Here is a 25495-nt window from a genome sequence, read left to right on the forward strand (position 1 = left end):
ACCTGGGCCCCTGTGGGAGCGAGCCTGCTCGCGATTGACCGCGAAGCGGTCACCTACGCGTTGGCGGCAGCCTTTGATCGTGGCACGATGTCGAGGTTATCGACCGAGACCCCTGACCATGCCGCAATCCCAAGCCAAGAATCTGTCCCTGATCGCCGCAATCGACCTGGGCTCCAACAGCTTTCACATGGTCGTGGCCAAGGCCCAGAACGGCGAGATCCGTATTCTCGAACGTCTCGGGGAGAAGGTTCAGCTGGCCGCCGGCATCGACGAAGAGCGCCATCTCAACGAAGAATCGATGCAGCGCGGGCTCGACTGCCTCAAGCGCTTCGCCCAACTGATCAGCGGTATGCCCACCGGCGCCGTTCGCATCGTCGGCACCAACGCCTTGCGTGAAGCTCGCAACCGCGCCGAATTCATCCGTCGCGCTGAAGAAATCCTCGGCCACCCGGTGGAAGTCATTTCCGGTCGTGAAGAAGCGCGCCTGATCTACCTCGGCGTGTCCCACACCCTCGCCGATACCCCGGGCAAGCGCCTGGTGGCCGACATCGGCGGCGGCAGTACTGAGTTCATCATTGGCCAGCGCTTCGAACCGCTGCTGCGCGAAAGCCTGCAGATGGGTTGCGTCAGTTACACCCAGCGCTATTTCAAGGACGGCAAGATCACCCCGGCCCGTTACGCCCAGGCGTACACCGCGGCGCGGCTGGAGATCATGAGCATCGAGCACGCCTTGCACCGCCTGACCTGGGATGAAGCCATCGGCTCCTCGGGCACCATCCGCGCCATCGGTCTGGCGTTGAAGGCTGGCGGTCACGGCACCGGCGAGGTCAATGCCGAAGGCCTGGCCTGGCTCAAGCGCAAACTGATCAAGCTCGGTGACGTCGAGAAAATCGATTTCGAAGGAATCAAACCGGATCGCCGGGCGATTTTCCCCGCCGGCCTGGCGATCCTCGAAGCGATCTTCGACGCCCTCGAGCTGCAACGCATGGATCACTGCGAAGGCGCCCTGCGCGAAGGCGTACTCTATGACCTGCTGGGCCGCCATCATCACGAGGACGTGCGCGAGCGCACCCTCACTTCGCTGATGGAGCGCTACCACGTCGATCAAGAGCAAGCGGTACGGGTCGAGCGCAAGGCGCTGCATGCGTTCGATCAGGTGGCCGCGGACTGGGATCTGGAAGACGGCGTCTGGCGCGAACTGCTCGGCTGGGCGGCCAAGGTCCATGAAGTGGGCCTGGACATTGCTCACTATCAGTACCACAAGCACGGCGCCTACCTGATCGAGCACTCCGACCTCGCCGGGTTCTCCCGCGAAGACCAGTTGATGCTCGCGCTACTGGTGCGCGGCCACCGCCGCAATATTCCCAAAGACAAGTTCGCCGATTTCGGCGACGACGGCATCAAGCTGATTCGCCTGTGCGTGCTGCTGCGCTTTGCGATCCTGTTCCACCACATCCGTGGCACCCAGCAAATGCCCCAGGTGGTACTGAACGCCTATGGCAATAGCCTGGAAGTGGTGTTCCCGGAGAACTGGCTGGACGAAAACCAGCTGACCCAGGCCGACTTCGCCATCGAAGCGGAATGGCTCACTCGCGTCGATATTGTGCTGAACGCACGCTGATTCCCCCCTGTAGGAGCGAGCTTGCTCGCGATGGAGGCTAACGATAACGCGTGTTATCTGGATACGCGTTGCCCTCACGTTTTTCGTCGGAGCGCCGCCCGGAGCAAGCTCGCTCCTACAGGGGACCGCGTTGATACAAAAAAAAGGGCGATCCATATGGATCGCCCTTTTTAGGGTCGCTGCGTTAACGAACAGCCAGGATCGGGCTGCCCAAACGCTCCAGCAATGTCGCCTGGGCACTGCGCGGGTTCTGGTTGCCGGTCGGTGTGTTACGGACGTAACGACCGTCCGACTGCAGGCTCCAGCTGTGGGTGTTATCGGTCAGATACATCTCCAGCTCTTTCTTGACCCGCATGATCAGCTTCTTGCCTTCCACCGGGAAGCAAGTCTCGACGCGCTTGTCGAGGTTGCGCTCCATCCAGTCTGCACTGGACAGGAACATCTGCTCGTCGCCGCCGTTGAGGAAGTAGAAGACCCGGGTGTGTTCCAGGAAGCGGCCAATGATCGAACGCACGTGGATGTTGTGGGAAACCCCAGTGATACCCGGCCGCAGGCAGCACATGCCACGCACCACCAGATCGATGCGCACGCCTGACTGGCTGGCCTTGTACAGCGCGCGGATGATCTTCGGATCGGTCAGCGAGTTGAATTTGGCGATGATATGCGCCGGTTTGCCGTCGAGGGCGAACTGGGTTTCGCGGGCAATCATGTCGAGCATGCCCTTTTTCAGGGTAAACGGCGCGTGCAGCAATTTCTTCATGCGCAGCGTCTTGCCCATGCCGATCAACTGACTGAACAGTTTGCCGACGTCTTCGCACAAAGCGTCGTCGGAAGTCAGCAGGCTGTAGTCGGTGTACAGGCGGGCGTTGCCGGCGTGGTAGTTGCCCGTGCCGAGGTGCGCGTAACGCACGATTTCGCCCGCCTCTCGACGCAGGATCAGCATCATCTTGGCATGAGTCTTGAAGCCGACCACGCCATAGATCACCACCGCACCGGCCGCTTGCAGACGGCTGGCCAGTTGCAGGTTGGATTCTTCGTCGAACCGCGCACGCAGTTCGATCACCGCGGTGACCTCCTTGCCGTTACGCGCAGCATCCACCAGCGCATCGACGATTTCCGAGTTGGCGCCGGAGCGATACAGCGTCTGGCGCACCGCCAACACGTGCGGATCCTTGGCAGCCTGACGCAGCAGGTCGACCACCGGGGTGAACGACTCGAACGGGTGCAGCAGCAGGATGTCCTGCTTGCTGATCACGCTGAAAATGTTCTCGCTGTTCTGCAGCAGTTTCGGGATCTGCGGGGTGAACGGCAGGTATTGCAGCTCGCGCTGACTGTCCAGGCCGGTGATGCTGAACAGCCGCGTCAGGTTCACCGGACCGTTGACCTGATACAACTCCGACTCGCTCAGGTTGAATTGCTTGAGCAGGTAGTCGGACAGGTGTTTCGGGCAGGTATCAGCCACTTCCAGACGTACCGCATCGCCATAGCGCCGGGAGAACAGCTCGCCGCGCAAGGCACGGGCCAGGTCTTCTACATCTTCGGAGTCCAGCGCCAGGTCGGCGTTCCGGGTCAGGCGGAACTGGTAGCAGCCCTTGACCTTCATGCCCTGGAACAGGTCATCGGCATGGGCGTGGATCATCGACGACAGGAACACATAGTTGTCGCCTGCGCCGCCGACTTCTTCCGGCACCTTGATGATGCGCGGCAGCAGACGCGGTGCCGGGATAATCGCAAGGCCGGAGTCGCGACCGAACGCATCGATACCTTCGAGTTCGACGATGAAGTTCAGACTCTTGTTCACCAGCAACGGGAACGGGTGCGTCGGGTCGAGGCCGATCGGGGTGATGATCGGGGCGATCTCGTCGCGGAAATAGCGGCGGACCCAGGTTTTGAGCTTGGTCGTCCAATTGCGGCGACGGATGAAGCGGACCTGATGCTTTTCCAGCTCCGGCAACAGAATGTCATTGAGGATTGCGTACTGACGATCGACGTGACCGTGAACCAGCTCACTGATGCGCGCCAGGGCCTGGTGCGGCTGCAGACCATCGGCGCCAGCCTGTTCACGGGCGAAAGTGATCTGCTTCTTCAGGCCGGCGACACGAATTTCGAAGAACTCGTCCAGGTTGCTGGAGAAGATCAGCAGAAACTTCAGCCGCTCCAGCAACGGGTAGGACTCGTCCAGCGCCTGCTCCAGCACGCGGATATTGAACTGCAGTTGCGAGAGCTCGCGGTGGATGTACAGGCTGCTGTCATCCAGACCGGGAATGGCCACCGCTGGCGCTGGCGCTGGCGTAGCGGTTTCGACGACCGCTGCGGGCGGAGCTGGCTCCAGCTCCGGCGGGGTCTCGTCGACTTGCTCCACCACAGGTTGAGCGTCTTTTACGGCAACTTCAGTGAGCACTTCGGTATTCATCGAATGTTCCTGGGAGGGCTATTTTTGCTCTCGTAACAATTGAGCGGCACGAACGGCAAAGTACGTCAGGATGCCATCAGCCCCTGCACGTTTGAAAGCGGTCAGGGACTCGAGGATAACCCCTTCGCTCAACCAGCCATTCTGGATCGCCGCCATGTGCATGGCGTATTCGCCGCTGACTTGATAAACAAACGTCGGCACTTTGAATTCTTCTTTTACCCGGCACAGGATGTCCAGGTACGGCATGCCTGGCTTGACCATGACCATGTCTGCACCTTCTGACAAGTCCGCCGCCACTTCGTGCAGGGCTTCGTTGCTGTTGGCCGGGTCCATCTGATAGGAGGCCTTGTTGGCCTTGCCCAGGTTCAGCGCCGAACCGACTGCATCGCGGAACGGGCCGTAATAGGCGCTGGCGTACTTGGCCGAGTAGGCCATGATCCGCACGTTGACGTGACCGGCCACCTCGAGGGCTTCGCGGATCGCCTGGATGCGGCCGTCCATCATGTCCGATGGCGCCACGACCTGGGCGCCGGCTTCGGCGTGGGACAGGGCTTGCCTGACCAGTGCGTCGACGGTGATGTCGTTCTGCACGTAGCCTTCTTCATCAAGAATGCCGTCCTGGCCGTGGGTGGTGAACGGGTCCAGGGCGACGTCGGTGATCACGCCCAGCTCAGGGAATTGCGCACGCAGCGCACGGGTCGCGCGTTGGGCGATGCCTTCTGGGTTCCACGCTTCGGCGGCGTCCAGCGACTTGAGCTGCGAGGGTGTTACCGGGAACAGCGCCAGCGCCGGAATCCCCAGCTCGACCCACTTGGCCGCCTCTTCCAGCAACAGGTCGATGGTCAGGCGTTCGACACCCGGCATCGAGGCCACCGCTTCGCGACGGTTTTCACCGTCCAGCACGAATACCGGCAGGATCAGGTCATCGACGGTCAGGACATTTTCACGGACCAAACGACGCGAGAAGTCATCACGACGGTTGCGGCGCAGGCGGGTTGCGGGGAACAAACGATTGGCGGGGGTAAAGCTCACGGCAGACTCCTGAGCCCGCAGACGTGCGAGCGTGACAGTTATAAGCGGCCATTATGACGAACGTGTGACAGTTATGTGCACGCTGCGACAGGTAGCCGCATTCCATTGTCGTTGTAGGAAATGTTCACGTCGAGACACATTTGGACACTTTCCTGAATGTGTCCGAAGGGTTAGGCTGCGCGTTCATTTCGCCAGCACCCAGACAATGCTCCAACAATTTCTGCATGACTTCGGCTACTTTGCCCTTTTTCTAGGCACGTTCTTCGAAGGCGAAACCATTCTGGTACTCGCAGGCTTCCTCGCGTTCCGTGGATACATGGACATCAACCTGGTGGTGGTCGTGGCCTTCTTCGGCAGCTATGCCGGCGACCAACTGTGGTACTTCCTGGGACGCAAGCACGGTCGCAAGCTGCTGGCGCGCAAACCGCGCTGGCAGATGATGGGTGACCGGGCGCTGGAACACATTCGCAGGCACCCGGACATCTGGGTATTGAGCTTCCGCTTCGTCTACGGCTTGCGCACGGTCATGCCGGTGGCCATCGGGTTGTCGGGCTATCCGCCGGGCCGCTACCTGCTGCTCAACGGCATTGGCGCGGCGATCTGGGCCGCCGCATTGGCGGCGGCCGCGTACCATTTCGGCGCGGTGCTCGAAGGCATGCTCGGCAGTGTGAAGAAGTACGAACTCTGGGTACTCGGCGCCCTGCTGGTCCTGGGCTTCGTGCTATGGCTGCGCCGGCGCTTCAAGAATGCCCGCCTGGCCAAGCAGGTCTACGCCGACGAGCAAGCCATGAAGGCCGAACGAACAAAAATCGAAGGCCCTACGACGCCAATCGAGTAATGCGGTTTCTGCAACAGTAGAGACCGATGCCGCTCAACAGGCTGTAACTGAGCAGGCCGACCCAGCCCACCGCGCTGGCCGGCCACAACCCCACCATCGGGGCCAGCCATACCAATGGCAGATTCGACGCCAGCCGCGCCCACTCCAGCTTCAACGCCCACGGGCGACTCTCCAGGGCCACGCCCAGCACAAACAGACCGAACGCCACCGCCCCCCAACCCAACATCAGGGCGGCGACCGGCAGCTTCGGCTCAAGATTCATCAAGTAGCTGCCCAGCGCGACGTAGGCGCAGAACTGCAACAAGACGTAGAGCTGCTGACGTCCGTCCAGCGGCACCTCGAATTTGCGGAACTGGTTCAGGTCCGGCTTGTTCATCGGGTATTTGGCCGCCACGTCCGCCGGGCGCCAGCCGGTGCGCATGAACCAGATCCGCAGCTTGTCCCAGGTGCTTTCGGTACGCCGTGCATCTGCCCACAACTGCGCGTAGAACTGCACGTTTGCCCACACAGGATTCCAGCTCGCCAGCGGCGTGGTCACACCGAAAATCACTGGCTCGTTGTCGTCTTCTTCCTGGAACGAGCCGAACAGACGGTCCCAAATAATGAACACGCCGCCGTAGTTGCGATCCATGTAGAGAGCATTCTGTGCATGGTGAGCCCGATGATTGGACGGCGTGACAAAGAACCATTCGAACCAGCCAAGCTTGGGAATGTGCCGGGTGTGCACCCAGAACTGGTAGAGCAGGTTCAGCGCCGCGACGCTGACGAACATCAGCAGCGGCACGCCGAATACCGCCATCGGCAGATAGAAGATCCAGCTCAGCAGGAATCCGGTACTGGTCTGGCGCAACGCCGTGGACAGGTTGTAGTCCTCACTCTGGTGATGCACCGAATGGGCGGCCCAGAGGATGTTGCGCTCGTGGCCCATGCGGTGCAGCCAGTAGTAGCAGAAGTCATAGAAGACAAAAGCGAACACCCAGACCCACACACTGTCGACCGACAGTTCGAACAGCGCCAGGTACTTGAGGGCGAACGCGTAGGTCACCAGCCCCACGCCTTTGGTCAGCAGCCCCGTGGTGGTCGACAGCACGCCGGTGCTGATGCTGTTGATCGCGTCCGCCACCCGATAATTACTGACCCCGCGCCAACGGTCGGCCAGCAGTTCGACGGCGATCAGCACAAAGAAAAACGGCACCGCATACAGAATGAAGTCCATGACGCGCCCTGACCGGAATCTTGAGGACAGATGCTATGTGTAGCCGTGAATTAACCCTATGGCAACGAGTGACAAATTAGTGGACATTTAACGCCATGAATCTGGAGAAAAGCCCATGAGCAAAAAAGTTGCAGTGATCCTTTCCGGTTGTGGCGTGTACGACGGCGCCGAGCTCCACGAGAGCGTCATCACCCTGCTGCGCCTGGACCAGCGCGGTGCCCAGGTGCAGTGTTTCGCACCGAACATCGCGCAGTTGCATGTGATCAATCACCTGACTGGCGAAGAAATGCCTGAATCGCGCAACGTGCTGGTGGAATCGGCACGGATAGCCCGGGGCAACATCAAGGATATCCGTGACGCGAACGTCGATGAGTTCGATGCGCTGATCGTGCCCGGCGGCTTCGGCTCGGCCAAGAACCTGTCCAACTTCGCCATCGAAGGCGCTGGCTGCACCGTTCAACCGGATGTCCTGGCACTGACCGAAGCCTTTGCCGAGGCCGGCAAGCCGGTGGGGTTGATGTGTATCTCACCTGCCCTGGCGGCAAAGATCTACGGCCCCGGCGTCACCTGCACCATCGGCAATGACACCGACACCGCTGCCGCGATGAACAAAATGGGCGCCACCCATGCCGATTGCGCGGTCAGTGACATCGTCGAGGACAAGGCACGCAAACTGGTGAGCACACCGGCTTACATGCTGGCGCAATCGATCAGTGAAGCGGCGTCGGGGATCAACAAGCTGGTCGACCGGGTATTGGAACTGACCCACGAAGACGACGCGTAAAAACAAGATCAAAAGATCGCAGCCTGCGGCAGCTCCTACAAGGGGGCGGTGTATACCTGTAGGAGCTGCCGCAGGCTGCGATCTGTTCAGACGTTGCGGGATAACCTGGTCAAAATCCGGTCCAGCGCATTGGCAAACGCCTGCTTCTCACGGTCGCCGAACGGCGCTGGCCCCCCACCCATTTGCCCCTGTTCGCGCAAATCGGTGAACAGGTTGCGCACCGCCAGCCGTTCTCCCATGTTCTGCGCATCAAACTCCTTGCCCCGCGGATCGAGCGCCGCCACGCCCTTCTTCACCAGACGATCGGCCAGCGGCACATCGCTGCAAATCACCAGCTCACCGGGCACCGCGTGTTCCACCAGATAATCGTCCGCCGCATCCGGACCGCTCGGCACCACGATCAACTTGACCAGTGCCAGCCCCGGCTTGGTCTGCGGCTGTCCGGCCACCAGCACCACTTCGAACTGGCGCTTGAGGGCGAACTTCACCACCAGATCCTTGGCTGCCCGCGGACAGGCATCGGCATCGATCCACACACGCATCGGTTTTTCCTCTTCCAAAAAGAATCGCGGGCAAGCCACGCTCCCACAGGTTAACGCTAAACCTGTGGGAGCGTGGCTTGCCCGCGAAAGTGAGCGAAGCGAATGCCTTTTAAGAAACCTGCACCCGCTGCTTCTCAACCACCCGGCTACGGCCATACAACACGACAATCGCAATGATCGCCACAGCCTGGGCACTCAGCGAATACGCATCGGCATGGATCCCCAACCATTCAAAGTCAAAGAACGGCACCGGTCGAGTGCCGAAGATCCCGGCTTCTTGCAGCGCTTTCACGCCATGCCCGGCAAACACCACCGACAAGGCGCACAAAAGACCGGCGTTGATGCTGAAGAACAGCGCCAGCGGCAGCTTCGCCGAACCGCGCAAAATCACCCAGGCCAGGCCGACCAGCAGCACCAGCGCCGTGGCCCCACCGGCCAGCACCGCGTTATGCCCCGCCGGACCTGCCTGCAACCACAGGGTTTCGTAGAACAGAATCACTTCGAACAGTTCGCGATACACCGAGAAAAACGCCAGGGTCGCAAAGCCGAAACGCCCACCGCCACCCACCAGGCTGGTCTTGATGTAATCCTGCCAGGCCGCCGCGTGACGACGGTCATGCATCCACACACCCAGCCACAACACCATGACACTGGCAAACAACGCCGTCGCGCCTTCCAGCAATTCGCGCTGCGAACCGCTGACATCGATCACATAGGCTGCCAGCGCCCAGGTACCCAGCCCCGCCAGAAACGCCAACCCCCAACCGGCGTTGACACTGCGCACCGCCGCCTGTTGACCCGTGTTGCGCAGGAAAGCCAGGATCGCCGCCAGCACCAGAATCGCTTCCAGACCTTCACGCAGCAGAATCAGCAGGCCGGAAATGTAACTCAGCGACCAGCTCAAACCCTCGTTGCCCAACAGGCCGGCCGATGCCTTCAACTTGGCCTTGGCGACGTTCAGGCGCTGCTCGACCTCGCTCACCGGCAGGCCATCTTGCAACGACTGACGGTAGGCCATCAGGGATTTTTCAGTGTCTTTACGTACGTTGGCGTCAATGTTATCCAGCGAGCTCTCAACCAGCTCGAAGCCTTCCAGATACGCCGCTACGGATAAGTCATAAGCCTGATCATGCTCACCGGCACGATACGCCGCGATGCTCTTGTCCAGAGTGGCTGCGGTGTAGTCGAGCAGTTGCGCCGGGCCACGCTTGACCTGCGGCGGTTGCGCCCGCTGGGCACGGAAGGTCGCGGCGGCTTGCGGACCTTCGGCGGCCAGCACTTCAGCCGGGGTCTGACGAGCCAGGTCGGCGATGCCGTAGGTCTTTTCAGCCTTGGCCGTCGTCGGGTCAACACTGAAGCTGGCGATATAGGTGGCCAAGTCCCAACGCTGACGATCATCCAGTTGATCGGCAAAGGCCGGCATGTCAGTCCCTTCGACGCCCAAGCCCAAGGTACTGTAGATCGCGTAGAGGCTCAGTCGATCCAGTCGTGTGGTGTCACGCAGATTGGAAGGCGGTGGCGTCATGCCGACGCCCGCCGGGCCCTCGCCGGCCCCTGTATCGCCATGGCAGACCGAGCAATGCTGAGCGTACAGCGGCGCGCCACGCGCCGGGTCCGGCGTAATGACCGGGGCCTGGCTGACTTCATAGGCCACGGCCAGCTTTGCACCGAGTTGCCGGGCCTGGCGAGTGACATCAGCACCGTCCTGACGGGCGCCGATGGAATTGCCCAGCGCGGTCAGGCTTTGCTCCAGCGCGGCTTTTTCCGGATTGGCCGGCATGGCCGCCATCAGGCTTCCCAGCGTCTTGACCGACTCTTGCTGCGCGCGAAATCCGGCCTGGTCCGTGATGCTGCCCGCCTGCACCGTGTCCGGGTAATCCGCGCCGATGTAATCGAGCAAGTGCAGCGCCTGCGGCGCACCTTCGGCAGGGGCGGCCAGCAGTTGAACGCTGCACGCCGCGAACAGCGGCAGCAGCAACCAAGCCAGCAAACGGGAGGGGGCAATCATGAATGAATCTCAGTTGGAAAAACGAAGTTACATATTGTTAACGCCCAACGGGTTTCGCTCAAGCATTGTCGGGACTTCCGGTGAAATCACGGGTTCTCCAAGGTATTGATACACCAATGAAAAAGGCGACCTCATGGGTCGCCCTCCTGGATTTCCGCGAGCTTAGATCGCAGCTTTGCGCAGCGTCGCCATGAATGCTGCCGCACCGATGAACAGTCCGGCAAAGGTCCGATTCATGCGTTTTTGCTGTTTCGGTGTGCGCAGCAGACGCAGCACCCTGGACGCCAGACCGGTGTAGCCAGCCATGACGATCAAGTCGACGCAGATCATGGTCACGCCGATCACCAGATACTGAATCAGCAGTGGAGCATGGGGGTCGATGAACTGCGGCAACACCGCCAGCATGAACACCAGCGCCTTGGGGTTACTGATGTTCACCAGAAAACCACGGAACACTAGGGCCAGAGGCTTGCCGATCTGACGCACAGCCGCGTCATCGCTCATATCGCTGGGCAGCGCACGCCATTGCTTGATCGCGAGGTAGACCAGGTACGCCACGCCGAACCATTTGATCGCATAGAAGGCTGTGGCCGACGCCGTCAGAATCGCGCCCACACCGGCGCCGACAATGGCGATCTGCACTGCAAGGCCCAATTGCAGACCCAGGGCGTTCCAGTAGCCGCGCCAGAATCCGTATTGCAGACCGCTGGACATCGACGCAATGGCGCCGGCACCGGGGGACAGGCTGATCACCCAGCAGGCGGCAAAAAAAGCCAGCCATGTTTGAAGCTCCATTTCACACCTCGACTCAGACTCATGACAGATGTCTAAGCTAATGCGGCTTTGATTGGATGACTACCGATTTTTTACAGGACATGGCGACTGCCAACAGCCAAAAGCAAAGATCTTGAACTGGCTTACTACTTTTCAAACCCGCTGGAAGGAAACACATCCGTGCCGCGCCAGCGCCGAACAGAACGCTGGAAGAACAGACTATTAGGCACTTGCACCATGGCGCTGCCAGTGCCGAGTTCTTCGGCCTCGATCAGCGTGGTGTAAAGCAGATTGATCGCCACCACCCGACCTTTGACACCGGGCTTGTCAGTGGTGTCCACCAGCTCGACCACGTCACCGATGCGGAACGGGCCGACGGTAAAGATCAGGATCGCGCACAGCAGGTTCGACAGCACGCTCCACATGGCGAAAAACGCCACCGCCGCGACCGCGACAAAACCGGATAACGCGGTCCAGAGCACCGTGGCCGAAACCCCGAGGCGCTCCAGCACGAAAATCAACGCACTGCCCATGATCAGCCAGCGCAGGCCCCCGCGCAGCGGCATCAGCAACTGCGGCGGAAACGGGTAGCGCTCACCGAGACGAGTCAGGCATTTGGCAACAAAGCGCTGGGCGAAGTAACCGGCGAGCAGGATCAGCAGGATTTGCACGCCAAGCCAGATCGGCTCGACCCACACCGCCGGCAACGGCAGCTTGAAGGCGTCCATCAGGACAGCGCCTCCAGCTCCGCCTGCATGCTTTCCAGCAATTCCAGGGCTTCCATCCACGCTTCTTCCAGTTGCGCCTCACGCACCTTCAGTTTGGCCTGTTCGGCCAGCAGATCACGCAAGTCGTTCTTGCGTGCCGGTTCGTAGATTTCACTGTCGCCGAGGCTGGCATCGATTTTCGCCAGCTTCTCGTGGAGCTTGCCCAGCTCGGTTTCAAGCTTGTCAGCTTCACGCTTGTGCGGTGCCAGTTGCTGGCGCAACGCAGCAGCGGCCTGACGCTGGGCTTTCTTGTCGGTCTTGTCCGGGTTGACTGGGGTGTTGCTGACCGGTGCATTGCGCTGACGGTAGTCCACCAGCCAACGGGTGTAGTCCTCCAGGTCGCCATCGAACTCTTCGACCTTGCCGTCCGCCACCAGATAGAAATTGTCGGTGGTGCTTTTGAGCAAATGCCGGTCGTGGGAGACCACCAGTACCGCACCACTGAATTCCTGCAGGGCCATGGTCAGCGCCAGACGCATTTCCAGGTCCAGGTGGTTGGTCGGTTCGTCGAGCAGCAGCAGGTTCGGCCGGTCCCAGGCAATCAATGCCAAAGCCAGGCGCGCCTTCTCGCCACCAGAGAAATTCAACACCGGCTCGTCGATTCGTGCGCCGCGGAAGTCGAAGCCGCCGAGGAAGTCGCGCAAGGTCTGCTCGCGCTCGGTCGGTGCCAGACGCTGCAAGTGCAGCAACGGGCTGGCCTTGGAATCCAGAGAATCGAGTTGATGCTGGGCGAAGTAACCGACCACGGTGTTCTCGCCACGGGTCAAGCGCCCGGCCAATGGCGAGAGCTCACCGGCGAGGTTCTTGATTAAAGTCGATTTACCAGCGCCGTTAGGTCCGAGCAGACCGATCCGCGCACCCGGGGTCAGTTGCAGCTTGACCTTCTCCAACACGGCTTTGTCGCCGTAACCCAGACGGGCATCGGACAGGTCGATCAGCGGGCTGGAGATTTTCTGTGATTCACGGAAGACAAAATCGAACGGCGAGTCGACGTGGGCCGCGGTCAGCTCTTCCATCCGCTCCAGTGCCTTGATCCGGCTCTGGGCCTGACGGGCCTTGGTGGCCTGGGCCTTGAAGCGGGCGATGTAGCTTTCCATGTGCGCACGTTGCACCTGCTGCTTCTCGTAGGCCTGCTGTTGCTGGGCCAGACGTTCGGCACGGGCGCGCTCGAAGGCGCTGTAGCCACCGCGGTACAGGGTGATCTTGCGCTGATCGACGTGGGCCACGTGATCGACCACGGCATCGAGGAAGTCGCGGTCGTGGGAGATCAGCATCAGGGTGCCCGGATAGCTCTTGAGCCATTCCTCAAGCCAGATGATGGCGTCGAGGTCCAGGTGGTTGGTCGGTTCGTCGAGCAGCAGCAGGTCCGATGGGCACATCAAGGCCTGCGCCAGGTTCAGACGCATCCGCCAGCCACCGGAGAAATCCCCGACCTGACGATCCATCTGCTCATTGGTGAACCCGAGACCGGCCAGCAACTTGCGCGCCCGGGCATCGGCGGTGTAACCGTCGGCGCTGTCGAGTTCGGAGTGCAGGCGGGCCTGTGCGGCACCGTCATGGGTCGCTTCGGCTGCCGCCAGGTCGCGTTGCACCTGGCGCAGGCGCAGGTCGCCATCGAGCACGTAGTCGACCGCCAGGCGTTCGAGGGTGTCGACCTCCTGGCGCATGTGGGCGATACGCCAGTCGGCCGGCAGGAAGCAATCACCCGAGTCCGGGTGCAGTTCGCCCCGAAGCAAGGCGAACAGGCTCGATTTGCCGGCGCCATTGGCACCGATGAGGCCGGCTTTCTGGCCGGCGTGCAGCGTCAGCTCGGCGTCTTCTAGCAGACGTTGCGGGCCACGCTGTAAAGTCAGGTTCTGAAGTCGAATCATAATGGCGGCGGAGTCTACCAGCTTCGCTCGCAACTGGCGCGAGTAGCACTATGTCCTCTGACCTGTGGAGCTTTTCCCTGACCATTTACGCCCGCCCGGGCGTTGAGCAGGCATGCCTGCAATTGCAGTCGGCGGGAGTCAATGTGTGCCTGTTGCTGTGCTGTGCGTGGCTGGGACAGCGAGGTGTGGCCTGCGATGAACAGCGCTTGCAGCAACTGCGTAGCGTGGCCGTCGCCTGGGAAGCCGATGTCGTGCGGCCGTTACGGGCCTTGCGTACGCAATGGAAAACCGCAGCCTCGGAAGACGCCGGATTGCATACCCTGCGTGAACAAGTGAAGGCACTGGAGCTGGAAGCCGAACGGCATCTGTTGTTGCGGCTGGAGAGAGCGGCGCAGAGTTGGCCGCAAAATGCCGAGACCGATCTACCGGCCTGGCTGGAAGGTGCGGCGGCTGAGGCCGCCCACCTGCACCGCGACGCGCTGCATCAGCTGCGCGTCGCGGTAACCGGCACTTAGGAAGCGCTGGTTGGGGTGGTTACAGCGCTCGAAGTTGCGGCAGGCGTTGGCGCTGGCGCGGTTGTCGAGGGAGGTGCTGCTGGAGCAGCCGGAGCGACTGGCTTGGCAACCGATGCTGTGGCTGGCTTGGCGGCAACCGGTTTTTTCACCGCAGGTTTGGCCGCTGGTTTTGCAGCTGCCGGTTTGGCAGCTGCCGGTTTGGCAGCGGCTGGTTTTGCGGTAGCTGGTTTTGCGGCTGGTTTTGCAGCCGCTTTTACCGCAGGTTTTGCAGCCGGCTTGGCTGCTGTTTTGGCTGCTGTTTTGGCTGCTGGTTTTGCAGCGACAGGTTTTGCAGCCGGCTTGGCAGCAGGTTTCGCAGCAGCGGTACGGGCAGCGGGTTTAGCGGCTGGTTTTGCAGCCGGTTTTGCAGCGGCGGTTCTAGTCACCGCTGGTTTGGCAGCAGCGGCTTTTGCAGCGGCAGGTCGTGCAGCGGCTGGTTTGGCAGCCGTGGTTTTAGCTGCAGGTTTTGCGGCGCTGGCAGCAGCCGGTTTTCTCGCAGCCGGTTTGGCTGCGGCAGTTTTCGCTACTGGTTTGGCAGCTGCCGGTTTTGCAGCAGCAGGCCTGGCCGGTGCTTTTGCAGCAGCCGGTTTGGCAGCGGCTTTCTTCGCAGGTGCCGCAGCAGGTTTGGCTGCACGCAGGGACAACGCCTTGCCGACAGCCTCTTGTACACGACCGACGCCCTGGGCCAGTTTCAGGCTTTCCTGAGCATCGCGCTTGAGTTGCAGAATGTAGCCGCGGGTTTCCGATTGACGATCCTTGAGGGCATCGAGCAGCTCTTCAAGGTCGACCACTGCGTCCTTGGCCTTGGCTTGTGCCTTGGCTTTTCCGGCTGCCGCAGCGTCCTGCAATTTGGTGCGGGATTTGTGCAGTTTTTCTTGCGCTTTTCCGCGCTGCTTTTCCAGTTTGGCGAGCAGTTTTTCAGCATCAGCCAAGGCTTCGGAACAAGCGGTTTCCAGATGCTCGAGCAGGCTGCTCGAGAGTTGTTGGAGCAGGTGCAATGGAGTGTTTACTGGCTTCTTGGTGGCCGACATGGTTTACCTCCTGGCTGAAGTGAGTGCGGCTCATACTAGACCTCTGCTGCAACCGCCGCTAGGGCATGTTGACACTATCGAAAGCCCCGCGTTGCAAAGGATCGAAAAACTTCTGCCTCGACGCAAAAGCAGCTCACCGTTGCGTGCATTCTCACTGGCATAATCGCCCGCAATTCAGGTCGGAGAGTGCCCATGTCGCGCTACCTTTTTTTATCGCTGTGCGTGTTTTTTTCGGTGGCCCAGTCCGCCGAAAAAACGCAGGAAAATGAAGCCCGTGATCTCGCTTACAGCCTGGGCGCAAGCCTTGGCGAACGCTTGCACCAGGAGGCTCCCGACCTGCAACTTAAGGCACTGGTCGAAGGATTGCAGCAGGCCTATCAGGGCAAACCGCTGGCGCTGAAGGACGAGCAGATCCAGCAGATATTGACCGAGCATGAAGCCCGGATCGCCATGCAGTCAGCCGAGCCGCAAAGCGAAATGGCGCTGGAAAAGGAACAGCGTTTTCTCGCCACAGAAAAAGCCAGGCCCGGCGTGCGCGAACTGGCTGATGGCGTGCTGCTGAAGGAGTTGACGCCAGGCACTGGTGCCAAGGCCGGACCGAACGGCAAAGTGCAGGTGCTGTACATCGGTCGCTTGCCCGATGGCACGGTGTTCGATCAGAACAGCCAGCCACAATGGTTCAGTCTCGACAGCGTGATCGCCGGATGGCGCAGCGCAATGCAAAACATGCCGGTCGGGGCGAAATGGCGACTGGTGATTCCATCGGCCCAAGCCTATGGCGCCGACGGTGCCGGCGACGTGATCGCACCGTTCACCCCATTGGTGTTCGAGGTTGAATTGCGTGGCGCAACCAACTGACAGTGGAAATGAAAAACGGCGTGCCTTGGCACGCCGTTTCGGGGTCTTGCAGGAAGTGCTTCAGGCCTGAACCGAATCGACTTCCTTGTGGGCTGTGTGCAGCACTTCGATCAGGCAGTCTTCCAGTTCGAAGCGTTCGTGCAACAGGCCACCCAGTTCCTTGAACTTCTGCGCAACGCATTTGCCTTCGTCGCAAAGGTCATTGAACGCAAGCAGCTTTTCAGTGATGACATCGATGCGCGGGTAGATGGTCTCGGCGAGCTCCAGTCCACGCTTGTCGTTGAAGGCCTTGGCCTCCCCCGTCAGCTGTTCGTAGATCTCGAAATGCCCGGCCGATACATAATCGACCAGCACGCCGCAGAACTCCTGCAATGGCTTGCGATTCGTGGACAGTGCCTCTGGATCGGCACCGAGCTTGTCGTATGCATCGATCAGCTCTTTGCGCTCCTGCAACCAGCGATCGATCAGCAGGTGCACTCCACCCCAGCGTTCCTGAGCATTCTGACAACTTTCGAGCATGGTGATCTCTCTTCCCTTGTGGGTCAGCTGCTCAATGCCCGTCGCCCTCTTGTTACGTCGGGGGCGATTTCAGGCAGAGCGTCATCGAGCAACATAATTCCAATGACACGTGCGGGCCAGATTATGCCCGCGCGACACTGGCTTCAAGGTACGCAGGCGATAAAGTTCATACAAGTGTTTAATCGCCCGCAAAGGCCCGGTGCGACGACTCGCCGCTGAGTGGTCGCTGATAGCGGGTCCAGACCAGTCGCAACGACTGGTAAACGGCCAGAATCATCATCGCGACGAAGAACAGCAGGCTCCACTCGGTGAGACTCAGATCGAACAGTGTCCAGGAAATTTCCACACAATCGGCAGCGCCCTTGAACATTTGCTGTACGACGGATAGCCACGGAGAACTGGCCAACACGTCCGCCAGATCGGTCGAGCACGCCGCTGCCTGTTCCATCGGAATGCTTTGCAGCAGGACCTGTCGCCACGCCGTGACAGTGCCGGCGAGGCTGCAACAAAGACTGAGCAGCCAATACAGAACGTTTCCGATGCGACCGGGGCCATGGACCGAAGCCAACAGGCAGACACCGGCAAAGAGCGCCATGCAAAACCGTTGCAACAGACACAATCCACAAGGCCGCAGGCCGACTGCATATTCCAGGTAGTAGGAAACGCCCATCGCCAGAGCGCCCGCAATGAAAGCCATGAAAAACAAGGAGCGTGAGCAGGCCAAAGACATGGCTTTTCCGTAAAAGTAGTGACAGACCATTACGGTAGAGGAAAGCGCGACAGCCTTACAAGGCAAGTGCCCACAGAGACTTCAGCACGAGTGTAGGGAAATCCCGACGCAGGCGAGAGGATAAAATGTAGTCCTCTGTAGGATTTTTCCTGCGACGAGATGCGGCAACTGAATTTCAACTGATCATCGCACTGCAGCGAGGGCGATCACTCCTTCGCCGCAGGTCATCGCTCAGACGCCGAAACCTGGCGCCAGCGAACGAGTCAAGCGCGGACTGGCACTGGCAGAGGGGCCGCGAGCAAGCGTTCATCCAATAACCCCAGGCCTTCCTGAAACAGCTGGTTGCTGCGTTCGGTATCGCCCATCTGCGCCAGCAAGCGTGCCAGTTCCGCACAGGCTTCCGGATTGCGTTGTACACGCAGGCTGCTTTCCAGATAGTCCCGGGCCTTGCCCCACAAACTGTTTTGCAGACATAGACGACCCAGTGTCAGTAGCAGGCCAGGATCGGCCGGATGGTCCTTGAGCCAGCCTTCGGCGGTCTGCAACTGGCGGGCCGGATCATTGCCGCGAACCAGTCCGTAGAGTCGTGCCAGATGACTGTCGTAGCTGCGTTTTAGGGCAGTACGCAGCACTTCTTCGGCCTCGACCTGAGCCCCCAATTGCCGCAGTTGTTCGGCATACGCGAGCACCAGTTGCGGCTCCTGACGCTGTGCCGAGGTCAGTTGTTGCCAGGCACGTTCAAGCGATTGCTGCCCCACCGTTCCGTCTTCTTCCCGTTGCGCTGCCAGGGACAGGTTCGCCCCCCAGGCCCGACGCTCCAGCTCGGCGAGCTCGGCCGCCGGCAGGATTTTGTCTTTGCGCAGCTCTGGCAGCAGGCGAATCAATGCCGACCAGTCACCTCGCTGCTGAAGCAGGCGCTGCAACTGGCGCAGGGTCTGTGCGTTATGAGGATGGCGTTCACGCATCGCTTGCAGGGTGGTGAGGGCGCCTTCGGTATCACCGCGATCGGTCTGCAACTGGGCGTGGTTCAAGGCGATTGCCAACTCGGCCTGAGGCTGACGCTCCAGGGCGCGCTCCAGCAAGTTGTCGCTTTCTTCGTAATGGCCTTGTTCGTTCGCGGCACGGGCCGCACCGAGGTAGTAAAGCAGCGGCTGGCGCTCGGCTTCGGCGGCCCGATGCAAGTGACGTTGGGCACTGGCCCAGCGACCCTCGGCCAGGTCCAGTTGACCGTGCTCGATCGCCACCTGCACCCGACGACTGCGGTTACGCCGCGACCACGGATTGACCACGCCACTGGAAGCCATCACCAGCTCGACCAGCGACCTGATGCCCCAGATCACCAGCCAGAGCACAGCCACCAGCGCCAAGGTAGCCCACAGGCTCGACTCATAGCGGAAGGTCTTGTAGGCAATCAGCACATAGCCGGAGTGTTCGGCAATTGCCAGCCCGAGCGCAGCGGCAGCGGCGATCACGAGGAACACGATCACATAGAGGCGTCTCATGGCGTAGCCTCCGGCGCGGCGTTCGCGGCAGGCCTGGCCATTGGCTTGACCGAATCCTCGGCGTTGACGTTGCGCCGTTCCAGATACCCCTGCACCGCGCTCAGGGTGCCGGTCATATCTGGCGTGACTACGGTGACAGGTTGCTTGCTCAACTCGGCCACCTGCTCAAGCATCACTTTGCTTTGTGCATTGTCCGGGTTGAAGTTGCCCTTGAGGATGTCCCGCGCTTCGTCCAGCACTTGGGAGTAAACCGCCGCCTGGCCATTGAGTGCGGCCCACTGCGCTTGCTCCAGCGCCAGGCTCAGGGCCAGGCGTACCTGACTCAGGCTCTGGCCGGCCAGCAATGGACGAACGTTTTTGTCAGCATTGAAGTCGATACGGATGTAGCGCGAAATCTGATCCCACCATTGCGCCCAGCGACTGGCACCGTCGCCATCGGCGGTCAGGCCCAGCAACGAATCCCCACGGTCCTTGTACTCCGGCGCCAGCTCGGTGAGACTGGCCACTTGATCGCGCAACGCGCCCAGACGCAGAAACAGCCCGGTGCGATCCGGTTGCTCGGTACTGCGCAAGGCAATCAGGGTCCTGGCCACCTGCTCGCGAGCGGCAAAGGCGCCCGGGTCGTTCTGCTCGCGCAGAATCTCGTCGGCACCCTGAACCAGTGCCTGGGCGCTGCTGATGTCCTGCAAGGCAGACAGTCGCAGGCTGGCCAGACGCAGCAGATGCTCGGCCTCGGCCAGACGCCAGTCCTTGCGACTGGCGCCGAGTATGGTTTCCAGGCGCTGGTTCAACCGCTGCTGATCACCTTGCAACTGAATCACCAGACGGCTACGTGCTTCCAGTTCATCGGCGGGAGGTAATTGCGCCAGGCGTGCACTCAGGCGCTCCTCATTGAGCTTGAGGTTTTGCGTCTGGTCATTCAGCGCCTGCATCTGGCTCAGTTGCTGCTGATTATTGGCTTGCAGGTGACGCACCTGCCAGACACCCCAACCGCCCACCGCGACACCGGCCGCACCCAACAGCAGCGCAATGATTGCCAGACCATTGCCTCGACGCTGCCCGGCAGCAGGTGGCGGCGGTGGCGTCGGCATTTCATCAACAGGAGCATCAACAGGTGCATCGAGCACCCGTCGCGAGTCATCTTTAGGCAAGGCTGTTTCGCTCACGTATCCATCCTTTGCATTAGAAAACGGGTACGGGATGCTCCCGTAACGCCGTCAGCAAGGCCGCGGCACTCGCGCCGCGACAATCCACAACTGTTTTGGCCCCGGCGGCACGCGCCAGCTCGGCAACCCTGGGGCTTGGTACAAACAACGGCAACTGCGCCAACTGCGGCCAGGCGTCGCCGGCCAATTGATGCAGGTGCTCAAAACCTTGTCCACTGCTGACCACCAGCCCGTTCAGGCGTTCCGCCTGGATCCGTTCCGGCAGCGCTGTCGGCGGGTAAATCGGCAATGCCCGGCGGTACAGTTCCAGATACTCGACACTAGCACCAAGCTCACGCAAACGCTCCGCCAGCAACTCGCGCCCGCCCTCCCCGCGCAGGATCAACACTCGTGCATCGGGATGTGCGATTGCCTCGCGTAGTCGGGATAATTCGAGCAAGGCTTCACTGTCATCGCCTTCTGCCGGGAAGCTCACGTCCAATCCGTGATTCTCGAGGATCTGCGCAGTCGCCGCGCCGACGCTGAACCACTTCACACCGGGCGGCGTTGGCCAATACCGCTCGAGCAGATCGACGCCGATCCGGGCGGCCGGCTTGCTGATCACAATGACCGCGCAGAACTGATCCAGCGCCAGAATCACCTGGCGCATTGTGTCAGTGACCGCAATCGGCATGATGTCCAAAAGCGGCAGACTGTTACTGAATATCCCCTGCTCAGCCAAAAGACTGCTCAGCGCCGCCGACTCATCGGCGGGACGCGTCAGCAGCAAGCGCCAGCCGATCACTCGTGACCAGCCTCGCCATAGACCGCTTTGAGAATGGCGTCGGCACCCTGGCTGAGAAGGTCTTCGGCCACCTGCACCCCCAGCGCTTCGGCATCGCCGCGAGGAGCGCGGGCCTCTGCGCTGAGCAGCAGACCACCCTTTGGATCGCCCACCAGACCGCGCAACCACAGCTGCTCACCTTCCAGTACGGCGTAGCAGGCAATCGGCACCTGGCAGCCGCCATTGAGGTGCTTGTTGAGAGAACGTTCGGCGGTCACGCGGGTGGCGGTGTCCTGATGATGCAGGGGCGCCAGCAGAGCATGGATTTCACGGTCGGCGCTGCGGCATTCGATACCCACCGCGCCCTGACCACCGGCTGGAAGGCTGTCGTCGACACTGATGGCCGAGGTGATGCGATCTTCAAATCCCAGGCGTATCAGGCCGGCAGAGGCGAGGATGATGGCGTCGTATTCGCCGGCATCGAGCTTGGCCAGGCGCGTATTGACGTTGCCGCGCAGGAAACGGATTTCCAGGTCCGGGCGACGGGTCAGCAATTGAGCCTGGCGGCGCAGGCTGGAGGTGCCGACGATGCTGCCCTGGGGCAACTCATCCAGGCTGGCATAGGTGTTGGAAACGAACGCATCGCGCGGGTCTTCCCGCTCGCAGATGCAGAACAGGCCAAGGTCTTCGGGGAAGTCCATCGGCACGTCCTTCATGGAGTGCACGGCGATGTCGGCTTCATTGTCCAGCAACGCGGTTTCGAGTTCCTTGACGAACAGGCCCTTGCCACCGATTTTCGACAGCGGTGAGTCAAGCAGCTTGTCACCACGACTGACCATGGGGACGAGAGTGACCAGCAGGCCCGGATGCGCCGCTTCAAGACGGGCTTTGACGTATTCGGCCTGCCACAGGGCGAGAGCGCTTTTGCGGGTGGCGATGCGGATCTGACGAGAGGACATGGATCAATCCGTACTGAATAGATACGGCGGATAATAACATCTCAGCCAAATTCACTTTGACTTGTATCAGATACTACTCGGCCTCCCTGGCCCCGGATGTCCGGCAATCGGGTGTGAAATTCGCCTGCAAACAGCTGTTTAAAGCTGTTGCATCATTTTGCGCACGCCAGCCACATGGCGTCGACTGACGATCAGCGCATCACCGTTGAGACCTTTGAGAAACAGCTGAAAATGTCCCAAGGGGGTGCGCTGCAGTCGCTCGATACGCTCGCGGGCGACCAGTGCATTGCGATGGATGCGCACGAAGCGGTCACCGAATTCGTCCTCGAGGGCCTTGAGCGGCTCATCGAGCAGCACTTCGCCGCCTTCGTGGCGCAAGGTCACGTATTTGTGGTCGGCAATGAAGTACACCACCTGATCCAGCGGAATCAGCTCAATCCCTTTACGGGTCCGGGCGCTGATATGGCTACGCGGGCCGCTGCCGCTTTCGGCAGCAGGACGGGTCAGGGCGGCGAGCTGGGAACGATTGGGGCGCTCGGCTCTCTTTAATGCGTCATGTAATTGTTCAGTTCTCACAGGTTTCACCAGATAGCCTACGGCGCTGGCCTGTAAGGCTTCCACGGTAAATTCATCGGGCCCGGCGCAGAACACCACGGCGGGAGGGGTTTCACGCTCGCACAATCGCGCAGCCACTTGCAGGCCATCGAGGCCGGGCATGCGGATATCAAGCAGCACGATATCCGGTTTGTGGCTGTCGATCAGTGCCAACGCCTCTTCGCCATTCGTGGCACTAGGCTCCATGACACTGTATCCCTCGAGTTCGCCAACCATTCGGCTCAGGCGCTCGCGGGCCAAGGGTTCGTCATCAACGATCAGGACATTCATATTGCGCTGGATTCCTGCGTGAGTCTCGCACAAGGATAGCGTAGACAGGTGAAGTGACGTCCGTCACCGCGATCCACGCTAAGACTAGCGCGAGCGTCAAAAAGTGCCGTTGGTCCGGCGGCTAAATTTTCATCTGCCGGGCGATTGGCGGCCCAGGCCCGCATTGGCGATACATCGCCACAGGGTTTGCTGTTACGCAATCTGAACACCCCTCTCTTTTTATAATCAGCGGCTGCAACGAAAAGTGCGCTGATCCTACTGTCCAACTGTAGACGGTTGCCGGGACGATACAGCTCAATTGGAAAATATCCTTCCGCAAAAATGTGCGAGGCTTACCCAAGCCTGCACTCATCCCCAAAAAAACCTGTCGACCAGCGTCAGCGACAGGATTGGCAACCCTGTTATTATCCGCGCCAGCGTTCCACGCCTTCCTACTTCAAGCCGATACGAGCGAATTCATGAGCACTGACAAGACCAATCAGTCCTGGGGCGGCCGCTTCAGTGAACCCGTCGACGCCTTCGTCGCCCGCTTCACCGCCTCCGTCACCTTCGACCAGCGCCTGTATCGCCACGACATCATGGGCTCGATTGCCCACGCCACCATGCTGGCCAAGGTCGGCGTGCTGACCGATGCCGAGCGCGACAGCATCATCGATGGCCTGAAGACCATCCAGGGTGAAATCGAGGCCGGCCAGTTCGACTGGCGCATCGACCTTGAAGACGTCCACATGAACATCGAGGCGCGGCTGACCGACCGCATCGGCGTGACCGGTAAAAAACTGCACACCGGTCGCAGCCGTAACGATCAGGTCGCCACCGACATCCGTCTGTGGCTGCGTGACGAGATCGACCTGATCCTGGCCGAAATCACCCGCCTGCAAAAAGGCCTGCTGGAGCAGGCCGAGCGCGAAGCCGCCAGCATCATGCCGGGGTTCACCCACCTGCAGACTGCACAGCCAGTGACGTTCGGGCACCACATGCTGGCCTGGTTCGAGATGCTCAGCCGCGACTACGAACGCCTGGTCGACTGCCGCAAGCGCACCAACCGCATGCCGCTGGGCAGCGCCGCACTGGCCGGCACCACCTACCCGATTGATCGCGAGTACACCGCCCAACTGCTGGGTTTCGACGCGGTTGGCGGCAATTCGCTGGATAACGTCTCCGATCGCGATTTCGCCATCGAATTCTGTTCGGCCGCCAGCATCGCGATGATGCACCTGTCGCGCTTCTCCGAAGAGCTGGTGCTGTGGACCAGCGCACAGTTCCAGTTCATCGATCTGCCCGACCGTTTCTGCACTGGCAGCTCGATCATGCCGCAAAAGAAAAACCCGGACGTGCCGGAGCTCGTGCGTGGCAAGACCGGGCGCGTATTCGGTGCGCTGATGGGCCTGCTGACCCTGATGAAAGGCCAGCCTCTGGCCTACAACAAGGACAACCAGGAAGACAAGGAACCGCTGTTCGACGCCGCCGACACCCTGCGCGACTCGCTGCGGGCCTTTGCCGACATGGTGCCGGCGATCAAGCCCAAGCACGCGATGATGCGCGAAGCGGCGCTGCGCGGGTTCTCCACCGCCACCGACCTGGCCGACTATCTGGTGCGTCGCGGCCTGCCATTCCGTGACTGCCACGAAATCGTCGGTCATGCCGTGAAGTACGGTGTGGACAGCGGCAAGGACCTGGCGGAAATGAGCCTGGAAGAGCTGCGCAAGTTCAGCGACCAGATCGATCAGGACGTGTTCGCCGTGCTGACCCTCGAAGGCTCGGTCAATGCCCGTAACCACATCGGCGGTACCGCGCCGGCGCAGGTGAAGGCTGCCGTGGTTCGCGGTCAGGCGTTGCTCGCCAGCCGCTAAAAGCTTCGCGAGCAGGCTCGCTCCCACAGGGCTCGGTGTATGAACACGATCTTATGTGGGAGCGAGCCTGCTCGCGATGACTGACTTCAAAACACTACAAAACCTACTTTTTGGACGCGATCATCTCCAGAAACGCGGGCATCGCCACGTCCTTGTCCTTTGCGATCCGCTGCACATGCGGATTCTGCTCCAGACGCTCCAACAGCGCCCTGGCTGCCGGCATCTCAGCCAGCAGATCAATATCGAACAGCTTCTGTGCCACGGCACAGGCCAGTGGCACGCCGTACAAGAAATACAGATCAGCCACACTCAGACTGTCACCCGCCACATAAGGGGCGAATTTGCCGTGCCTTGCCAGGGAGGCAAACCCCTGTAGCAACTCAGCCTTGCTCTTTTCCTTAATCGCCTCCGGCACCGTCATGCCAAAAAATGCCTCCGGGAAGCAGGCACGCGCCGGCAGTTCGATGTAAAGCTCGATTTCCTTGGCCAACGCCAGCACCTGCGCGCGCTCGAACGGCTCATTCGGCAGCAGCGGCTTGCCCTTTTGGGCTTGTTCGATGTACTCGAGAATCACACTGGTTTCGTTGATGTAGCCCTGCTCGACACCCAGCACCGGAACCTTGCCCCGCGGGCTGATCGCCAATGACTCCGGGGTCTGGGTCGGGACGAACATGACCTCCTCGAACGGCAGGCCTTTTTCCAGCAACGCCAGTTTGACCATGTTGTAGTAGTTGCTGACACAAAATCCATAAAGTTTAAAAATCACAAAGCCTCCAAGCCGTGTGGGGTGGGCGGTGTCTGTTTATAGA

At 60.7% G+C, this 25495-nt stretch carries 23 protein-coding genes; 6 read left to right on the forward strand and 17 right to left on the reverse strand.

What is annotated here, in order from left to right; translation table 11 throughout:
• The first annotated feature begins 118 nt into the window (after positions 1–118).
• Positions 119–1621: an exopolyphosphatase gene (gene ppx, locus C8K63_RS13600; protein WP_108217178.1), complete on the forward strand. Its 1503-nt coding sequence runs from the start codon at positions 119–121 to the stop codon at positions 1619–1621.
• 184 nt (positions 1622–1805) lie between these two features.
• Here the strand turns inward: ppx and ppk1 are convergent, their stop codons facing one another.
• Together ppk1 and hemB are read right to left on the reverse strand one after the other, a co-directional pair.
• Positions 1806–4034, reverse strand: a complete 2229-nt coding sequence (ppk1, locus tag C8K63_RS13605; RefSeq protein ID WP_108217179.1) for a polyphosphate kinase 1 — start codon at positions 4032–4034, stop codon at positions 1806–1808.
• Between the two features lie 18 nt (positions 4035–4052).
• A complete protein-coding gene (hemB, locus tag C8K63_RS13610; RefSeq protein WP_108217180.1) occupies positions 4053–5066 on the reverse strand; it encodes a porphobilinogen synthase in 1014 nt (337 codons plus the stop codon).
• 205 nt (positions 5067–5271) lie between these two features.
• Here hemB and C8K63_RS13615 point away from each other — a divergent pair, with 205 nt between their 5' ends.
• Entirely contained in the window at positions 5272–5904 is a 633-nt protein-coding gene (locus tag C8K63_RS13615) for a DedA family protein (RefSeq protein ID WP_108217181.1), read from the forward strand.
• On the opposite strand, the gene C8K63_RS13620 is transcribed toward C8K63_RS13615, so the two are convergent.
• Complete coding sequence (locus tag C8K63_RS13620) at positions 5885–7120, reverse strand: sterol desaturase family protein (protein ID WP_108217182.1); 1236 nt, start codon at positions 7118–7120, stop codon at positions 5885–5887. The two genes, C8K63_RS13615 and C8K63_RS13620, sit on opposite strands and share 20 nt — an antisense overlap.
• 115 nt (positions 7121–7235) lie before the next feature.
• Between C8K63_RS13620 and elbB the strand changes: the two genes are divergently transcribed.
• Positions 7236–7904 carry an isoprenoid biosynthesis glyoxalase ElbB gene (gene elbB / locus C8K63_RS13625; protein ID WP_108217183.1) on the forward strand — a complete coding sequence of 223 codons (669 nt, stop codon included), beginning with the start codon at positions 7236–7238 and terminating at the stop codon, positions 7902–7904.
• An 86-nt stretch (positions 7905–7990) separates the two neighbouring features.
• Here the strand turns inward: elbB and C8K63_RS13630 are convergent, their stop codons facing one another.
• The 5 genes from C8K63_RS13630 to C8K63_RS13650 all read right to left on the reverse strand — a co-directional run bounded on the left by C8K63_RS13630 (position 7991) and on the right by C8K63_RS13650 (position 13866).
• Positions 7991–8446: a YaiI/YqxD family protein gene (locus tag C8K63_RS13630; protein WP_108217184.1), complete on the reverse strand. Its 456-nt coding sequence runs from the start codon at positions 8444–8446 to the stop codon at positions 7991–7993.
• Between the two features lie 109 nt (positions 8447–8555).
• Positions 8556–10454 (reverse strand): FTR1 family protein, encoded by a 1899-nt coding sequence (locus tag C8K63_RS13635; protein ID WP_108217185.1) that lies wholly within the window; start codon positions 10452–10454, stop codon positions 8556–8558.
• Between the two features lie 162 nt (positions 10455–10616).
• Positions 10617–11249, reverse strand: coding sequence for a homoserine/homoserine lactone efflux protein (gene rhtB / locus C8K63_RS13640; RefSeq protein ID WP_108217186.1), 633 nt, complete (start codon positions 11247–11249; stop codon positions 10617–10619).
• 125 nt (positions 11250–11374) lie between these two features.
• Positions 11375–11956: a mechanosensitive ion channel family protein gene (locus C8K63_RS13645; protein ID WP_108217187.1), complete on the reverse strand. Its 582-nt coding sequence runs from the start codon at positions 11954–11956 to the stop codon at positions 11375–11377.
• Positions 11956–13866: an ATP-binding cassette domain-containing protein gene (locus C8K63_RS13650; RefSeq protein WP_108217188.1), complete on the reverse strand. Its 1911-nt coding sequence runs from the start codon at positions 13864–13866 to the stop codon at positions 11956–11958. Before C8K63_RS13650 ends, C8K63_RS13645 begins: the two co-directional genes overlap by 1 nt.
• A gap of 50 nt (positions 13867–13916) precedes the next feature.
• Between C8K63_RS13650 and C8K63_RS13655 the strand changes: the two genes are divergently transcribed.
• Positions 13917–14381 (forward strand): TIGR02444 family protein, encoded by a 465-nt coding sequence (locus C8K63_RS13655; protein WP_108217189.1) that lies wholly within the window; start codon positions 13917–13919, stop codon positions 14379–14381.
• Here the strand turns inward: C8K63_RS13655 and C8K63_RS30620 are convergent.
• Positions 14378–15451 (reverse strand): AlgP family protein, encoded by a 1074-nt coding sequence (locus tag C8K63_RS30620; protein ID WP_108217190.1) that lies wholly within the window; start codon positions 15449–15451, stop codon positions 14378–14380. The two genes, C8K63_RS13655 and C8K63_RS30620, sit on opposite strands and share 4 nt — an antisense overlap.
• A 192-nt stretch (positions 15452–15643) precedes the next feature.
• Between C8K63_RS30620 and C8K63_RS13665 the strand changes: the two genes are divergently transcribed.
• Entirely contained in the window at positions 15644–16309 is a 666-nt protein-coding gene (locus C8K63_RS13665) for an FKBP-type peptidyl-prolyl cis-trans isomerase (protein ID WP_108217191.1), read from the forward strand.
• 60 nt (positions 16310–16369) lie between these two features.
• On the opposite strand, the gene rsd is transcribed toward C8K63_RS13665, so the two are convergent.
• The 7 genes from rsd to C8K63_RS13700 form a co-directional block, all read right to left on the reverse strand.
• Positions 16370–16828, reverse strand: coding sequence for a sigma D regulator (rsd, locus tag C8K63_RS13670; protein WP_108217192.1), 459 nt, complete (start codon positions 16826–16828; stop codon positions 16370–16372).
• A 178-nt stretch (positions 16829–17006) separates the two neighbouring features.
• The gene (locus C8K63_RS13675) at positions 17007–17558 is read right to left on the reverse strand and encodes a disulfide bond formation protein B (RefSeq protein WP_108217193.1); all 552 of its coding nucleotides are present in this window, start codon (positions 17556–17558) and stop codon (positions 17007–17009) included.
• 263 nt (positions 17559–17821) lie between these two features.
• Complete coding sequence (locus C8K63_RS13680) at positions 17822–19060, reverse strand: heme biosynthesis protein HemY (protein ID WP_108217194.1); 1239 nt, start codon at positions 19058–19060, stop codon at positions 17822–17824.
• Positions 19057–20226, reverse strand: coding sequence for a uroporphyrinogen-III C-methyltransferase (locus tag C8K63_RS13685; protein WP_108217195.1), 1170 nt, complete (start codon positions 20224–20226; stop codon positions 19057–19059). The genes C8K63_RS13680 and C8K63_RS13685 overlap by 4 nt, the downstream gene beginning before the upstream one ends.
• Positions 20227–20242: 16 nt before the next feature.
• Entirely contained in the window at positions 20243–21010 is a 768-nt protein-coding gene (locus tag C8K63_RS13690; RefSeq protein WP_108217196.1) for a uroporphyrinogen-III synthase, read from the reverse strand.
• Positions 21007–21948 (reverse strand): hydroxymethylbilane synthase, encoded by a 942-nt coding sequence (gene hemC, locus C8K63_RS13695; RefSeq protein WP_108217197.1) that lies wholly within the window; start codon positions 21946–21948, stop codon positions 21007–21009. The genes C8K63_RS13690 and hemC overlap by 4 nt, the downstream gene beginning before the upstream one ends.
• A 138-nt stretch (positions 21949–22086) precedes the next feature.
• On the reverse strand, positions 22087–22833 hold the full coding sequence (locus C8K63_RS13700; protein ID WP_108217198.1) for a LytTR family DNA-binding domain-containing protein: 747 nt from the start codon (positions 22831–22833) through the stop codon (positions 22087–22089).
• Positions 22834–23291: 458 nt separating this feature from the next.
• Here C8K63_RS13700 and argH point away from each other — a divergent pair, with 458 nt between their 5' ends.
• On the forward strand, positions 23292–24686 hold the full coding sequence (argH, locus tag C8K63_RS13705) for an argininosuccinate lyase (RefSeq protein ID WP_007992239.1): 1395 nt from the start codon (positions 23292–23294) through the stop codon (positions 24684–24686).
• A gap of 103 nt (positions 24687–24789) precedes the next feature.
• On the opposite strand, the gene C8K63_RS13710 is transcribed toward argH, so the two are convergent.
• Complete coding sequence (locus C8K63_RS13710) at positions 24790–25449, reverse strand: glutathione S-transferase (protein WP_108217255.1); 660 nt, start codon at positions 25447–25449, stop codon at positions 24790–24792.
• Positions 25450–25495 lie beyond the last annotated feature (46 nt).

The organism is Pseudomonas sp. GV085 (genome assembly GCF_003050925.1).
Lineage (GTDB): Bacteria > Pseudomonadota > Gammaproteobacteria > Pseudomonadales > Pseudomonadaceae > Aquipseudomonas.

What these genes read in the sequence shown, in the direction of transcription:
- ppx (WP_108217178.1), top strand. Translation starts at nt 119, where the DNA reads ATGCCGCAATCCCAAGCCAAGAATCTGTCCCTGATCGCCGCAATCGAC.
- ppk1 (WP_108217179.1), bottom strand. Translation starts at nt 4,034, where the DNA reads ATGAATACCGAAGTGCTCACTGAAGTTGCCGTAAAAGACGCTCAACCT.
- C8K63_RS13615 (WP_108217181.1), top strand. Translation starts at nt 5,272, where the DNA reads ATGCTCCAACAATTTCTGCATGACTTCGGCTACTTTGCCCTTTTTCTA.
- C8K63_RS13620 (WP_108217182.1), bottom strand. Translation starts at nt 7,120, where the DNA reads ATGGACTTCATTCTGTATGCGGTGCCGTTTTTCTTTGTGCTGATCGCC.
- elbB (WP_108217183.1), top strand. Translation starts at nt 7,236, where the DNA reads ATGAGCAAAAAAGTTGCAGTGATCCTTTCCGGTTGTGGCGTGTACGAC.
- C8K63_RS13630 (WP_108217184.1), bottom strand. Translation starts at nt 8,446, where the DNA reads ATGCGTGTGTGGATCGATGCCGATGCCTGTCCGCGGGCAGCCAAGGAT.
- C8K63_RS13635 (WP_108217185.1), bottom strand. Translation starts at nt 10,454, where the DNA reads ATGATTGCCCCCTCCCGTTTGCTGGCTTGGTTGCTGCTGCCGCTGTTC.
- rhtB (WP_108217186.1), bottom strand. Translation starts at nt 11,249, where the DNA reads ATGGAGCTTCAAACATGGCTGGCTTTTTTTGCCGCCTGCTGGGTGATC.
- C8K63_RS13645 (WP_108217187.1), bottom strand. Translation starts at nt 11,956, where the DNA reads ATGGACGCCTTCAAGCTGCCGTTGCCGGCGGTGTGGGTCGAGCCGATC.
- C8K63_RS13650 (WP_108217188.1), bottom strand. Translation starts at nt 13,866, where the DNA reads ATGATTCGACTTCAGAACCTGACTTTACAGCGTGGCCCGCAACGTCTG.
- C8K63_RS13655 (WP_108217189.1), top strand. Translation starts at nt 13,917, where the DNA reads ATGTCCTCTGACCTGTGGAGCTTTTCCCTGACCATTTACGCCCGCCCG.
- C8K63_RS30620 (WP_108217190.1), bottom strand. Translation starts at nt 15,451, where the DNA reads ATGTCGGCCACCAAGAAGCCAGTAAACACTCCATTGCACCTGCTCCAA.
- C8K63_RS13665 (WP_108217191.1), top strand. Translation starts at nt 15,644, where the DNA reads ATGTCGCGCTACCTTTTTTTATCGCTGTGCGTGTTTTTTTCGGTGGCC.
- rsd (WP_108217192.1), bottom strand. Translation starts at nt 16,828, where the DNA reads ATGCTCGAAAGTTGTCAGAATGCTCAGGAACGCTGGGGTGGAGTGCAC.
- C8K63_RS13675 (WP_108217193.1), bottom strand. Translation starts at nt 17,558, where the DNA reads ATGTCTTTGGCCTGCTCACGCTCCTTGTTTTTCATGGCTTTCATTGCG.
- C8K63_RS13680 (WP_108217194.1), bottom strand. Translation starts at nt 19,060, where the DNA reads ATGAGACGCCTCTATGTGATCGTGTTCCTCGTGATCGCCGCTGCCGCT.
- hemC (WP_108217197.1), bottom strand. Translation starts at nt 21,948, where the DNA reads ATGTCCTCTCGTCAGATCCGCATCGCCACCCGCAAAAGCGCTCTCGCC.
- C8K63_RS13700 (WP_108217198.1), bottom strand. Translation starts at nt 22,833, where the DNA reads ATGAATGTCCTGATCGTTGATGACGAACCCTTGGCCCGCGAGCGCCTG.
- argH (WP_007992239.1), top strand. Translation starts at nt 23,292, where the DNA reads ATGAGCACTGACAAGACCAATCAGTCCTGGGGCGGCCGCTTCAGTGAA.